Genomic DNA, 11,964 nt, shown 5'->3' with positions numbered 1-11,964 from the left:
CTCCCCTATCATGGTGATTACCATTTTGCGATTGTAGAGAGGCAGACTGCTTGCATAACCCAGAGCAAACTGCCTGAGCGGATTCACTATGCAGTCATAGGCAACCCCACAATAAAACCCCTTCCTGGTCTGAGCATCAGAGGCCATTTCAGCCAAACTTCCCACCACTTCCTCAAGATCTTCATGCACATAGGCTGGCCCATCAAATTCGCCAATGGTCTCCGCCAGGTCCACCAGGTAGATTCGATCAGATTCCTGGTCATAGATTTCATTATTTCCATTTCGGTCCGGAAGGTGTAACCGAACCGTACGGCTAAACATTTCGGCAATATTTTTGGCGGGCCGTCTTGGATCTAAATGAGCCAGAGCCAATACCTGCCCATAGCGGTAAAAAGCTTTTCTCAGCAAAATTTTCTGTTTGGTATTCAGGGCATAATCTGAGGCAAAATACTGTTGATAGAACAGTTGCAGCCATTCCGGGAAGAAATAGGCATAATGTGAAGCAAGATACTGTTGATTGTAAATGTCACTCAAGTTCCTGCCCGGAACCAGAGGATAACTGAGGATGTAATGCTGCTTTTGATTGAGCATGAAAGTAGCAGCACGATCCGGGAGTACCAGTTCAGCATTCACCCTGACCAACCAGGGGTAAAGCGAAAGCTTCTTTTTCAGCAGCCATTCAGACTCAAAGCGTATCAGTTCACATCCATCACAATCTTCTCGAAAGATCTTGACAAACCATTCAGTACCATCAAACAAAGCGGTGTAAGCCCGATCGAGCTCGCCACCGGCGGTTATGATTTCTTTAAAGTTTTTACCTTTACCCTGAAACAGCTGGTGTATGGCCTCTTCATAGGTTTGCAGTTCAGAGAAGTCCGGCACCTTCGGTAATTCAACGAATTCAGCCCTGGTGGCATGACTGAGGATGAGTAACAGGATCAGAAAGAAAGATCGGAGAGCGGTCATTTGAAAAAAGCCTCTGATAGCTTAATAACCGTTTTATCGACCTTTAGCCCTACCCCTTAATAAATCAGGCAAGCCAGAGTAGCAGAATGACACTACTCAGAATCAGAGCCATACCACAATATTCACGAGGCGAATGTTTTTCCCTGAACAGACGACTGGAGATAATCAGCGTGAAGAAGAATTCAACCTGCCCCAAGGTTTTGACCAGGGCCGGGTTTTGCAGACTGAAGGCTGTAAACCAGCCGATCGACCCCAGCAGACTGAGAAGCCCGACAGCGCCGCTTAACTTCCATTGCTGAATGAGCTTTCTCAGAGTCTGAGGCTCTTTTAACCAGATAAAGCCACCCAAAAGCACCGTTTGCATAAGAACTGTGACGGTCAGTGTATAGGCCGAAGCCACGAGCGGATCATCATCCAGCGACAAACTCGCCTGTCTGACCCAAAGGGTGGTCAAAGCCAGAAGGAACCCTGCGCCGAGGCCAAACGCAGCAGATAACGAAAACAGGGATCGCCATCCTTGCTGCCCGGGCGGGTTCAAAAAGATCAACCCAACCGCCCCCAACAAAACACTGGTCCAGCCCGCCCAGCTGAGCATCTGGGAAAAAATAATGGCACCCAGCACAGCCACCAGAACCGTCTCAGACTTGGAATAAATAACCCCAATCGCAAAGTTTCTCAGGTGAAAGAGCTTGACGATAACAACCGTAGCAGCGATTTGAGCCAATCCGGCGCCGAAACTGTAGAGCAGGAAAGTGGAAGAGATTTCAGGCAGCTCAGAATCCTGCCAGTGCAGTTGCAGATACAAATAAACCCAAACCAGGGGAAGTGAGAAAACATATCGGGAAAATGTAGTACCCCAGACACTGACTCGCTCAGAAAGTGTTTTTTGACATGCCGTGCGAAATGCCTGAGCAACAGCGGCCATCAAAGTCAGCCAGATCCAGGTAGACACTGTTTCTCCTCCCTGAAAAAGATAAGGCACACATCATGCCCATTAGGCTTGGAGATTTAACTTGCCATGCGCTCCAAAACCCCAGTGTTGAGCAATGAGGTTTCGGAACAGAAGAGTACAGGATAGACCTCAGTAGCAAAGCTGGTCGAATTGAACCCTTTCTTCCAGCAATTCTGCCAAGGCCTCCAGACCTTTTTGGTCTTCTTCATCAAAACGGGAAGTGATCGGACTGTCGATGTCCAGAACCGCTTTCACCTCCCCCCCTTCAGACAACGTAATCACGATCTCGCTCTGACTGGCTGAATCACAGGCAATATGACCAGGAAATGCAGTCACATCAGCCACTAGCTGGGTGGTTTGGTCCCGGGCAGCAGTACCACAGACGCCCCGGCCAAACGGGATGCGAACACAAGCAGGATTACCCATAAACGGCCCCAGTACCAGCTCATTGCCCCGGACGATATAAAACCCGGCCCAATTTACCTCTGCCATGGTCGTAAACAGCAGGCTGGCAACATTGGCGAGATTGGCTAGCGCATCCATTTCACCCTCAGTCAATGCCTTTGCCTGAGCCACCAATATTCGATAAAAGCTGGCTTTATCCTCCGGCATCTCAACAACTTTAAACATACTTGCACTCATTTAGATACAGCTTGATACAGCCCTAAGTTAGTAGCATTTCGCAGCAGAGTACCTAGCCACTGCCGTTATTATCACCATCAGAGCCAGTTTATATACAAGTTCAGAGACTCCAAGCAGCCTGTCGGACTTAAGCGTCCGTAGCGAGGATTGCAAGAAATTGAGGATAAAAATCTCTGTTTCTGAGGAGAATAGCGAGCTATTTGACGAAGAAACAGGGATTTTTAGACCAATTTATTGCAACCGCAGTAGGACAGTCTTAAGTCCGACAGGCTGCAAGGGGAACTTATGTCTCTAAAGTCACTCTAACTAATTATAAGGCTAACCGTGCACTTTCCCGAAGCCGGTCTAAGCTGGACTAGTGTTAAGAAGGGGGTGTGTGTTCAAAAGCACAATTAACAGAGAGGCTGTAATGTTCAATTTACATCGAATTCTTGAAGAAATGTCGACCACCGGATGGATCATCGTGGCTTTCTGCCTGGTGGCATGGATTGCCGCTACCTACCTGATGGGAGAGATTTCCGACAAACATTGGGGCGACAGGGAATCCGGTGCTTTGGTAGGCTTCTTCGTACCCGGTATTCTCTTTGTAATTGGCCTTTATATGCTCTGACATTTCTGTCTGGTTGATTCAGCCTGCATCAGCCAGACAATTCACTTTCTGGCTGACCGACCTGGACAAACAGACTGATGAAAAGCATTCTGCACATTTAATAATTAAGAAGGGAATCGGTGCCAGGGAAAGGAATTGTATTGCAGCAACGAATGATTGAATTATCTTTTCGATCATCTCAATTTATTCATCACTTCAAAGATAAATGGCATCCCGTAGGGGACTCGAACCCCTGTTACTGCCGTGAAAGGGCAGTGTCCTAGGCCACTAGACGAACGGGACACAATATTTAGCTAACACCAGGAAAGTGTTAAATTGGTGGAGCTAAGCGGGATCGAACCGCTGACCTCAACACTGCCAGTGTTGCGCTCTCCCAGCTGAGCTATAGCCCCAAAATCTGATGCGTATTATGCAGTTATTTTCTCAATGATCAAGTAGTAGATACTACCGAGGTCTGTGACACTCCCCGCCCTGCGGAGGGTTTACGGCGATCTTGCCAAAAAGCAAATTCATTAAGAGCTCAATCGAACTTTATAAAGACATAAAAAAAACAGTCAAATGACTGTTTTTTTTATGAAACATTATCATGGTGGAGCTAAGCGGGATCGAACCGCTGACCTCAACACTGCCAGTGTTGCGCTCTCCCAGCTGAGCTATAGCCCCAATTGGCATCCCGTAGGGGACTCGAACCCCTGTTACTGCCGTGAAAGGGCAGTGTCCTAGGCCACTAGACGAACGGGACATAATCTTTTGTGTCTATATGCTTGTGCATACAGCCTTTAATTTGGAGCGGGAAACGAGACTCGAACTCGCGACCCCAACCTTGGCAAGGTTGTGCTCTACCAACTGAGCTATTCCCGCAATGAAGATTATTCAGGACTTCTTCAAAGTCCGGAGCGGGAAACGAGACTCACTCTTTAACTCCGAGGCGACCCCAACCTTGGCAAGGTTGTGCTCTACCAACTGAGCTATTCCCGCAATGAAGATTATTCAGGACTTCTTCAAAGTCCGGAGCGGGAAACGAGACTCACTCTTTAACTCCGAGGCGACCCCAACCTTGGCAAGGTTGTGCTCTACCAACTGAGCTATTCCCGCAATGAAGATTATTCAGGACTTCTTCAAAGTCCGGAGCGGGAAACGAGACTCACTCTTTAACTCCGAGGCGACCCCAACCTTGGCAAGGTTGTGCTCTACCAACTGAGCTATTCCCGCAATGAAGATTTTTTATGACTTCTTCAATGTCTTAAATTGGCATCCCGTAGGGGACTCGAACCCCTGTTACTGCCGTGAAAGGGCAGTGTCCTAGGCCACTAGACGAACGGGACACAATCTTTTGTGTCTATATGCTTGTGCATACAGCCTTTAATTTGGAGCGGGAAACGAGACTCGAACTCGCGACCCCAACCTTGGCAAGGTTGTGCTCTACCAACTGAGCTATTCCCGCAATGAAGATTATTCAGGACTTCTTCAAAGTCCGGAGCGGGAAACGAGACTCACTCTTTAACTCCGAGGCGACCCCAACCTTGGCAAGGTTGTGCTCTACCAACTGAGCTATTCCCGCAATGAAGATTATTCAGGACTTCTTCAAAGTCCGGAGCGGGAAACGAGACTCACTCTTTAACTCCGAGGCGACCCCAACCTTGGCAAGGTTGTGCTCTACCAACTGGGCTATTCCCGCAATGAAGATTATTCAGGACTTCTTCAAAGTCCGGAGCAGGAAACGAGACTCACTCTTTAACTCTGGGGCGACCCCAACCTTGGCAAGGTTGTGCTCTACCAACTGAGCTATTCCCGCAGTGAAGATTTTTTATGACTTCTTCAATGTCTTAAATTGGCATCCCGTAGGGGACTCGAACCCCTGTTACTGCCGTGAAAGGGCAGTGTCCTAGGCCACTAGACGAACGGGACACAATCTTTTGTGTCTATATGCTTGTGCATACAGCCTTTAATTTGGAGCGGGAAACGAGACTCGAACTCGCGACCCCAACCTTGGCAAGGTTGTGCTCTACCAACTGAGCTATTCCCGCAATGAAGATTATTCAGGACTTCTTCAAAGTCCGGAGCGGGAAACGAGACTCACTCTTTAACTCCGAGGCGACCCCAACCTTGGCAAGGTTGTGCTCTACCAACTGAGCTATTCCCGCAATGAAGATTATTCAGGACTTCTTCAAAGTCCGGAGCGGGAAACGAGACTCACTCTTTAACTCCGAGGCGACCCCAACCTTGGCAAGGTTGTGCTCTACCAACTGAGCTATTCCCGCAATGAAGATTATTTAGGACTTCTTCAAAGTCCGGAGCAGGAAACGAGACTCACTCTTTAACTCTTAGGCGACCCCAACCTTGGCAAGGTTGTGCTCTACCAACTGAGCTATTCCCGCAATGAAGATTATTCAGGACTTCTTCAAAGTCCGGAGCAGGAAACGAGACTCACTCTTTAACTCTGAGGCGACCCCAACCTTGGCAAGGTTGTGCTCTACCAACTGAGCTATTCCCGCAATGAAGATTATTCAGGACTTCTTCAAAGTCCGGAGCAGGAAACGAGACTCACTCTTTAACTCTGAGGCGACCCCAACCTTGGCAAGGTTGTGCTCTACCAACTGAGCTATTCCCGCTTAATCAGTGCATTAAACAATGAACTGAGCGACGCAGTCTAATGACTTAGCCGGTCAGAACAATCAGTAAAAATACTACTCACTGACTTTGAAAATGGCATCCCGTAGGGGACTCGAACCCCTGTTACTGCCGTGAAAGGGCAGTGTCCTAGGCCACTAGACGAACGGGACGCAATTTTTTATCCAAACGCCTATAACGAACAAAACGTCTGGCTTTGAAAATTTGGTGGAGCTAAGCGGGATCGAACCGCTGACCTCAACACTGCCAGTGTTGCGCTCTCCCAGCTGAGCTATAGCCCCAAAATACTCCTTAACACTCCGGCTCACCCTACCCTTCCTGAAAAGATGTTTGGCTGCCCCGAAACGCAGGGCGAATGATATGGATGCCCCCCTGACCTGTCAAGCTCACTTATGAAAAAATGTTTAATTGAAGCAGATAGTTATATAGTTTTTTATCGCTGGACGCTTTACCGCTCAGGCTTTAAACAAAGCTTCTACCCCTGATAAAGAAAAAGCCGGAAAAATCCAGCCTTTTCTATAGGGAGGGATGAGTCAGGTTTACTTAGACCCAGCGCCCAGTGCCCTGAACTCTTTTTCAAAACGCTTGGTTTCTTTCTTGGACAATCCACCCAGAACATTGACCGCATGGCGCAGACGGGCACGAGTCATGTCGGCACCGAGAATGGCCATAGAATCCATTACCGACCAGGAGTTCGGTGTCCCGGCAATGGCGATAAAGATTGAAGGATTAAAATCTCCCAGCTTCAATCCCATCTCCCCGGCAAGGGTTTTCACTTCAGCAAAGATATTTTCTTTGTTCCACTGCCTGAGCTGCTCCAGTCTCCAAAGGGTGAACTGTAGCACTTTCTTTACCTCAGCCGACGCAAGCTTTTTATGTATAAAGTCTTCTTCTGACAGCTCTAACATGCCAGAGAACATAAAGCTGGCCATGGGAGCAAAGTCAGCCAGAGTTTCGACACGCCCCTGGGCGAAAGGCAGGAACTTCATAATGTAGTCGCTGTTGAGCAACCATTTATGAAGGCGATCGGCAAACTGCTCGGTGCTCAGATCCTCACGAATCCAACTGGCGTTCAGCCACGACAGTTTTTCCTGGTCAAAAATCGGACCACCCAGGGAAATACGCTGGATGTCAAAGTTTTCAACCATCTCTTCCAGGTTAAACTTCTCGCGCTCATCCGGCATCGACCAACCCATACGAGCCAGGTAATTCAGCAGCGCTTCTGGCAGGTAGCCGGCATCCCGATAATAGGTAATACTGGTTGGATTCTTGCGTTTGGATAGCTTGCTCTTGTCCGGATTTCGCAGCAGTGGCATGTGGCAGAGCTTTGGCATTTCCCACTCAAAGTATTGATAAAGCAGCTGGTGCTTGGGTGCAGAACTGATCCACTCTTCACCCCTGATGACATGAGTAATACCCATCAGGTGATCGTCGACCACATTAGCCAGATGGTAAGTAGGCATACCGTCTGCTTTAACCAGAACCTGCATATCCACCTGAGACCATTCAATTTCGATGGTGCCACGCAACATATCTTCTACTTTGCTACTGCCTTGAGAAGGTACCTTCATGCGAATAACATGGGGCTCGCCTGCAGCCATCTTGCTCTGCACTTCTTCTTCAGACAAATGCAGACAGTGACCATCATAACCTGAGCCCTGTTTGGTTTCAGCCTGCTCTGCTCTCAGGGCATCCAGACGCTCAGCGCTGCAGAAGCAACGAAAAGCATGCCCTTTATCAAGCAGCGCTTGCGCGTGCTCGTCGTAAATTTCACGTCTTTCACTTTGACGATAAGGGCCATGAGGACCGCCCACATCAGGGCCTTCATCCCAGTTCAGCCCCAGCCAGCGCAAAGAGTCGAGAATCTGCTGTTCAGATTCAGCGGTACTTCGCGCCTGATCAGTGTCTTCTATGCGAAGCAGAAACTGCCCACCCTGACTTTTGGCGAAAGCCATATTAAACAGGGCAATATAGGCCGTTCCCACATGGGGATCGCCGGTAGGTGAGGGAGCTACGCGAGTACGAACAGTCATGATCTACTAATGAGTAAAGTTTTAAGTGGCCGCTAGTCTACACCCTGCAGGGCCGCATCGACAACGAATCAACGACCGGTTAATACTTGAGGCCAACAATCCGTTCATTAGCGTTGCTCTTGATTAAATCCGCAACGAGCGCAACACTCGCTGTTATGGATAAGGTTCAAGCTACCTTGTCAAACACTTGAGAAAGACATTTCTGGCACCGTTGATGTCACGATCAACGGTGAAGCCCTCACCCTTAATAATTTTGGAAGAACCTAATTTTTCGTCAATGGTCCCGTTCCATGATTGAGTCTTGGATGTATAGGCTTCGTTGCAATCAACTACATGCTTTCCATACTTTTTTGCGTACCACTTAAGCCGCTTTTTGAATGGGTAGTGATTGAGGTCAAGCATCTGGCGGCAGGTGTTACGGCGAATGGTGCGAACCTTCTTATCTTTGCGTGTGACCATACCTCTTGTCTCAAAGATTGGCAAAAATACAACGTCGTAGTTCGACACCAGCTCGAACGCCAGCCGGTTATGCAGATCAAGAACAATGTCATCCTTTTTGCATTTCAGCCGGTCAATTTCCCTGTTGAAATGAATAATCCGATCTCTTGCCCACTGGGGCATGTCGGGGAACTCAACGCCTCTTTTTCGCTGTAGCAAGTGGCAAAGGTGCGAACTCCGGGGTCAACTCCAACGCTTCTAACCGTCCCTTGGATTTCGGGATTTAGCTCAATATGTTGTTGAACCTGAATGTACCAGCGACCTTTGTCGTAGGTTACGACACAAGATTTACCAATCGCTTCTGCTGGCACATCTTCTGTCAGGTGAATCTTGCCAAGAGCTTGTACGCAGGGATTTAACCCCTTTGGCAAACGGTCAATAGAGAATGAGTGCCTGCTACCTTTGCGGCTTTTGAAACTGATTTCTGCAAAGCCCTCTTTAGCTCCCTTGAGCTTCTTGTTGTGCTCGCAGACCGCTTTGAATGTGGTCGCTGCCGCCAGTGTTCCATTATCAGAAACAAGCGAGTTATAAGCCCTGCCACTTTCTTTTTGCTCTTGCTTCACTTGAGCTTTAATGGCAGGTCGCATGTTGATGAATTTTCCGCCGGCATCTTGTGTCCTCCCGATAATTCAACAAGCCATTTGATGAGTCCAAACCCTGATCGGGCAAGACTATCTTTTGTGGCAACCACAATATGGGTTGGATTTCCGCACACCGCTGATTCCAAAATGGTTTGCAGTCCTTTTCGCTTAAAGTTGAAAGCACTGGCAATGTCGCTGATAAATTCTGCATCAGGGTGCTCTTTGAGTAAGATACGCTTTTGCGTATCAATGCTGGATTTTTGCTTTCCAGAACTGACTCTTGCATAGCATATCTTCCTTTACTGGCTAATGAATATGCGGAAGTGACCACCACTGGTTTGCTTCACTTTTTCGTAGTGACCGCTTTCGATCTTGCGCCCCATAGTTTGGCTGGTTACGCCTTCTATCTTGGCTAGCTTTGTAGTTGAACCCCACAAGATAAATTCACCTTTTGACGATTTATCTTGTGCCTGGCGTAATTGATTTTGCGATTGTTGCAATTTTATTTAACTGCTTATTACCGCTTTCACGATGAATCATTAAAAGGGTCATCCCCCCAGCTTTTTCATAGCTTCTCTAACTATGATGTAGTGTTGATTGACACCCAGCTTTCTCATCAGCCAGTTTACTGTAGTGCCCTGAACCAGAAGAGAGAACAAAATCACAGCCAAAGTCATGTCCATAATCAGTTTTTTCTCGGGAATACTGTCAGGAATCGACAGCATCAGTGCAACAGGCACTACACCTCTCAACCCACCCCAAAACATAATGGCTTTGATTTTGTTATCCACCGGACGCCCAACCGGCAGGCGGTTAGATATAGGCAGGAGCAGATAGACGACGACCAAACGACCAATCAGAACAGAAGCAATGGCGATCAACAGGTAAGGGTAATAGTACTGTAAGTGGTCCAGATTTCTGAATAACAGGTTTTCTTTCATCCCCAGAAGCAGGAAAATCAGGCTGTTAGCAATAAAGGCCACAAACTCCCAAAAAGGCGTAATAAAGCTGCGCACCTGTTGAGACAATACTTTTCCTGAATTGGATCGAGTAACGATACCCGCAGCAATAGTTGACATAACACCGGACACTCCCAAAACGTGATCAGCAATGATAAAGCTGCTGTACGCCAGGATAGTGGTATGAGCAATCTGCACAAAGGGCTCGTTTCTGCCCAGCTTCAATAGCCAGTCCATACCGATACCCATGACCAAACCAACCAGTATTCCGCCAAAGAAGATTTCGATAAATGACCAGACTCCGTCGAACATAACACCAACGCCGAGGCCGCCACCGGCCTGAATAACCGCCAGGACAATCCCGAAGATAACAATTGCTGTGGCATCATTAAACAGACTCTCTGCATCCATCAGCATAGACATTCGAGCCGGCGCTCCTACTTCCTTGAACAGGGCAATAACGGCAACGGGGTCCGTTGCAGAAATCAGCGCCCCGAACAGCATAGCTCCAGCGAGACTGAGGGGAGTCAGCACATTCATGATGACCCCAACCACCAGCATAGAAAGGATTACGCCAAATATGGCCAGATTCAACACCGAAGTCATCTCACGAAACAGATGTGGAGGCTTTATGTTGATAGCCGCATCAAATATCAACACCGGAAGCAGGATATACATGATCAGATCATGGGACAGTTCGACCTTTAATAAGGGCCCCAATACGTCAGTGTATTGCGCCAGAATTCCCAGAGCCATGCCGATTACTACCAGACCAATAGTATAAGGAAACCGCAATTTTTTTAGAAATATGGCTGAGCTGGTGGCAAGCAGCAGCAGAGCAGCCAGTATCAGGACCTGTGTAGCAAGGCCGGTTTCATGCATATCAAAACCTCTGAAAACGATTCAATGAGACATCAGGATTATGTCGATTCGGGTTGACCAGGAAGAACAATTGCGCCTGAGGTACCAAGGAAAAATAGCATCCCACAGAGGAATTGACAGCTCAACCAGGAGACTGGTGCAGAGCTTACATCAGCCGTTAACTCCATAGGTTACAAAGACGTAAAGGTGAAGACAATCAGACATCTTAAAATTCAGTATTGTGCTCAACCAGTTTAAAATACAAGCGTCACCCTAATCAGAACCTCAACATGCACATCACACTGAAACAGCTCAAGACATTCCGGGCTGTCGCAAGTCTCGGACAGGTTCGCCTGGCTGCCCAACAGCTTAACCTTTCTCAACCCGCTACCAGCATGGCCCTTGCCGAGCTGGAGAATCAGCTGGGCTGCCAGCTTTTTGACCGCACTGGCAACAAGCTCCTGATCAATCACCAGGGCGAGCTGCTCATGCCTCTGGCCTCCGAGTTACTGGATCGGACGTCTGAAATAGAAACTCTGTTCAGAGATCTGCAAAACACCGAATCGGGTCATCTTCGAATCGGTGCAAGCACAACAATTGGCAACTATTTGTTACCCGATATTCTGGCCCGGTTCAGTGCAGACTTCCCCAGGATCAGCTTTAACATGGATATCCGTAATACCGAGACCATCATCAAGCGGGTAACCAGCTTTGACCTGGATATTGGCTGTGTAGAAGGTCCCTGCCAGCATGAAGATATTGACGTCATCCCCTGGAAAGAAGATGAACTGCTGGTCATCTGCAGCCCTGACAACCCTATAGCTAAACGGGGGGAAATCTCACTGGAAGAACTCAATCACCAGCAGTGGATTCTCAGGGAACCGGGCTCTGGCACCCGAAATATTTTTGATCAACATCTAAGCCAAAAGCTGACTGACCTGCCTATCAAGATGGAACTAAACCAGTCAGAAGCCATCAAAAAGCTGGTACAGTATGGTCAGGGCATCGGCTGCCTGTCCCGGCTTTGCGTCAGCCATGAACTGGAGCTGGGCGAACTGGTTGCTGTCAAAATCTCCGGAATCACCATGAAAAGAACCCTCTCTCTGTTGCTTCACAGGAAAAAGTATCAGAGCCAGATCATTCAACTGATACTGAAAGCTCTTCGCTGGCAGAAACCGGAATATTGACTATTTTAAGTGAGCTACTGATGAACAGCGTACAAGGATATTAT

11 protein-coding genes and 21 tRNA genes (1 of these 32 cut by a window edge) are annotated in these 11,964 nt (G+C 48.0%); 2 read left to right on the top strand and 30 right to left on the bottom strand.

The window, feature by feature from the left end:
- The 3 genes from ACOMG9_RS07180 to ACOMG9_RS07170 all read right to left on the bottom strand — a co-directional run.
- Positions 1 to 966, bottom strand: the 5' portion of a protein-coding gene (locus ACOMG9_RS07180) for a hypothetical protein (RefSeq protein WP_494529989.1). Its footprint begins 108 nt before the window's first position; 966 of the gene's 1,074 nt are visible here — the first part of the coding sequence; its start codon is at positions 964 to 966; its stop codon lies beyond the left edge, outside the window.
- A 64-nt stretch (positions 967 to 1,030) separates the two neighbouring features.
- A complete protein-coding gene (locus ACOMG9_RS07175) occupies positions 1,031 to 1,918 on the bottom strand; it encodes a DMT family transporter (protein ID WP_494529988.1) in 888 nt (295 codons plus the stop codon).
- Between the two features lie 129 nt (positions 1,919 to 2,047).
- Complete coding sequence (locus tag ACOMG9_RS07170) at positions 2,048 to 2,548, bottom strand: GAF domain-containing protein (protein WP_448216392.1); 501 nt, start codon at positions 2,546 to 2,548, stop codon at positions 2,048 to 2,050.
- Between the two features lie 421 nt (positions 2,549 to 2,969).
- Here ACOMG9_RS07170 and ACOMG9_RS07165 point away from each other — a divergent pair, with 421 nt between their 5' ends.
- Positions 2,970 to 3,170, top strand: coding sequence for a hypothetical protein (locus tag ACOMG9_RS07165; RefSeq protein WP_422133007.1), 201 nt, complete (start codon positions 2,970 to 2,972; stop codon positions 3,168 to 3,170).
- Positions 3,171 to 3,376: 206 nt separating this feature from the next.
- Here the strand turns inward: ACOMG9_RS07165 and ACOMG9_RS07160 are convergent.
- The 27 genes from ACOMG9_RS07160 to ACOMG9_RS07030 form a co-directional block, all read right to left on the bottom strand.
- Positions 3,377 to 3,452, bottom strand: a tRNA-Glu gene (locus tag ACOMG9_RS07160).
- 34 nt (positions 3,453 to 3,486) lie between these two features.
- Positions 3,487 to 3,562 (bottom strand) — tRNA-Ala (locus ACOMG9_RS07155).
- A 195-nt stretch (positions 3,563 to 3,757) separates the two neighbouring features.
- A tRNA-Ala gene (locus ACOMG9_RS07150) sits at positions 3,758 to 3,833 on the bottom strand.
- A gap of 3 nt (positions 3,834 to 3,836) precedes the next feature.
- Positions 3,837 to 3,912, bottom strand: a tRNA-Glu gene (locus tag ACOMG9_RS07145).
- Between the two features lie 43 nt (positions 3,913 to 3,955).
- Positions 3,956 to 4,031, bottom strand: a tRNA-Gly gene (locus tag ACOMG9_RS07140).
- A 34-nt stretch (positions 4,032 to 4,065) separates the two neighbouring features.
- Positions 4,066 to 4,148, bottom strand: a tRNA-Gly gene (locus tag ACOMG9_RS07135).
- A 34-nt stretch (positions 4,149 to 4,182) separates the two neighbouring features.
- A tRNA-Gly gene (locus ACOMG9_RS07130) sits at positions 4,183 to 4,265 on the bottom strand.
- 34 nt (positions 4,266 to 4,299) lie between these two features.
- Positions 4,300 to 4,382 (bottom strand) — tRNA-Gly (locus ACOMG9_RS07125).
- Between the two features lie 37 nt (positions 4,383 to 4,419).
- Positions 4,420 to 4,495 (bottom strand) — tRNA-Glu (locus ACOMG9_RS07120).
- Between the two features lie 43 nt (positions 4,496 to 4,538).
- Positions 4,539 to 4,614: transfer RNA gene (locus ACOMG9_RS07115), tRNA-Gly, on the bottom strand.
- A gap of 34 nt (positions 4,615 to 4,648) precedes the next feature.
- Positions 4,649 to 4,731 (bottom strand) — tRNA-Gly (locus ACOMG9_RS07110).
- A 151-nt stretch (positions 4,732 to 4,882) separates the two neighbouring features.
- A tRNA-Gly gene (locus ACOMG9_RS07105) sits at positions 4,883 to 4,965 on the bottom strand.
- A 37-nt stretch (positions 4,966 to 5,002) separates the two neighbouring features.
- Positions 5,003 to 5,078 (bottom strand) — tRNA-Glu (locus tag ACOMG9_RS07100).
- Positions 5,079 to 5,121: 43 nt separating this feature from the next.
- Positions 5,122 to 5,197, bottom strand: a tRNA-Gly gene (locus tag ACOMG9_RS07095).
- 34 nt (positions 5,198 to 5,231) lie between these two features.
- Positions 5,232 to 5,314: transfer RNA gene (locus tag ACOMG9_RS07090), tRNA-Gly, on the bottom strand.
- 34 nt (positions 5,315 to 5,348) lie between these two features.
- A tRNA-Gly gene (locus tag ACOMG9_RS07085) sits at positions 5,349 to 5,431 on the bottom strand.
- Between the two features lie 34 nt (positions 5,432 to 5,465).
- Positions 5,466 to 5,548 (bottom strand) — tRNA-Gly (locus ACOMG9_RS07080).
- 34 nt (positions 5,549 to 5,582) lie between these two features.
- Positions 5,583 to 5,665, bottom strand: a tRNA-Gly gene (locus tag ACOMG9_RS07075).
- Between the two features lie 34 nt (positions 5,666 to 5,699).
- A tRNA-Gly gene (locus ACOMG9_RS07070) sits at positions 5,700 to 5,782 on the bottom strand.
- Positions 5,783 to 5,877: 95 nt separating this feature from the next.
- Positions 5,878 to 5,953 (bottom strand) — tRNA-Glu (locus ACOMG9_RS07065).
- Between the two features lie 53 nt (positions 5,954 to 6,006).
- Positions 6,007 to 6,082: transfer RNA gene (locus ACOMG9_RS07060), tRNA-Ala, on the bottom strand.
- 258 nt (positions 6,083 to 6,340) lie between these two features.
- On the bottom strand, positions 6,341 to 7,834 hold the full coding sequence (gene gltX, locus ACOMG9_RS07055) for a glutamate--tRNA ligase (protein WP_448216391.1): 1,494 nt from the start codon (positions 7,832 to 7,834) through the stop codon (positions 6,341 to 6,343).
- Between the two features lie 171 nt (positions 7,835 to 8,005).
- The gene (locus ACOMG9_RS07050) at positions 8,006 to 8,455 is read right to left on the bottom strand and encodes a zinc ribbon domain-containing protein (protein WP_448216390.1); all 450 of its coding nucleotides are present in this window, start codon (positions 8,453 to 8,455) and stop codon (positions 8,006 to 8,008) included.
- A complete protein-coding gene (locus ACOMG9_RS07045; protein ID WP_448216389.1) occupies positions 8,398 to 8,919 on the bottom strand; it encodes a hypothetical protein in 522 nt (173 codons plus the stop codon). Before ACOMG9_RS07045 ends, ACOMG9_RS07050 begins: the two co-directional genes overlap by 58 nt.
- Positions 8,892 to 9,206 carry an IS607 family transposase gene (locus tag ACOMG9_RS07040; protein WP_448218622.1) on the bottom strand — a complete coding sequence of 105 codons (315 nt, stop codon included), beginning with the start codon at positions 9,204 to 9,206 and terminating at the stop codon, positions 8,892 to 8,894. Before ACOMG9_RS07040 ends, ACOMG9_RS07045 begins: the two co-directional genes overlap by 28 nt.
- Positions 9,207 to 9,212: 6 nt before the next feature.
- A complete protein-coding gene (locus tag ACOMG9_RS07035) occupies positions 9,213 to 9,350 on the bottom strand; it encodes a hypothetical protein (RefSeq protein ID WP_448216388.1) in 138 nt (45 codons plus the stop codon).
- A gap of 111 nt (positions 9,351 to 9,461) precedes the next feature.
- The gene (locus tag ACOMG9_RS07030; RefSeq protein ID WP_448216387.1) at positions 9,462 to 10,754 is read right to left on the bottom strand and encodes a cation:proton antiporter; all 1,293 of its coding nucleotides are present in this window, start codon (positions 10,752 to 10,754) and stop codon (positions 9,462 to 9,464) included.
- Between the two features lie 269 nt (positions 10,755 to 11,023).
- On the opposite strand from ACOMG9_RS07030, the gene ACOMG9_RS07025 reads away from it, so the two are divergent.
- Positions 11,024 to 11,920 carry a LysR family transcriptional regulator gene (locus tag ACOMG9_RS07025; RefSeq protein ID WP_494529987.1) on the top strand — a complete coding sequence of 299 codons (897 nt, stop codon included), beginning with the start codon at positions 11,024 to 11,026 and terminating at the stop codon, positions 11,918 to 11,920.
- The last annotated feature ends 44 nt before the right edge of the window (positions 11,921 to 11,964 follow it).

Source organism: Endozoicomonas sp. PH6C, from assembly GCF_059322965.1.
This window is presented reverse-complemented; position numbering and strand designations above follow the sequence as displayed.

Excerpts from the sequence above, each read along its gene's own strand:
- ACOMG9_RS07045 (WP_448216389.1), bottom strand. The coding sequence starts at position 8,919 with ATGCGACCTGCCATTAAAGCTCAAGTGAAGCAAGAGCAAAAAGAAAGT.
- ACOMG9_RS07030 (WP_448216387.1), bottom strand. The coding sequence starts at position 10,754 with ATGCATGAAACCGGCCTTGCTACACAGGTCCTGATACTGGCTGCTCTG.
- ACOMG9_RS07165 (WP_422133007.1), top strand. The coding sequence starts at position 2,970 with ATGTTCAATTTACATCGAATTCTTGAAGAAATGTCGACCACCGGATGG.
- ACOMG9_RS07050 (WP_448216390.1), bottom strand. The coding sequence starts at position 8,455 with ATGCCCCAGTGGGCAAGAGATCGGATTATTCATTTCAACAGGGAAATT.
- gltX (WP_448216391.1), bottom strand. The coding sequence starts at position 7,834 with ATGACTGTTCGTACTCGCGTAGCTCCCTCACCTACCGGCGATCCCCAT.
- ACOMG9_RS07170 (WP_448216392.1), bottom strand. The coding sequence starts at position 2,548 with ATGTTTAAAGTTGTTGAGATGCCGGAGGATAAAGCCAGCTTTTATCGA.
- ACOMG9_RS07025 (WP_494529987.1), top strand. The coding sequence starts at position 11,024 with ATGCACATCACACTGAAACAGCTCAAGACATTCCGGGCTGTCGCAAGT.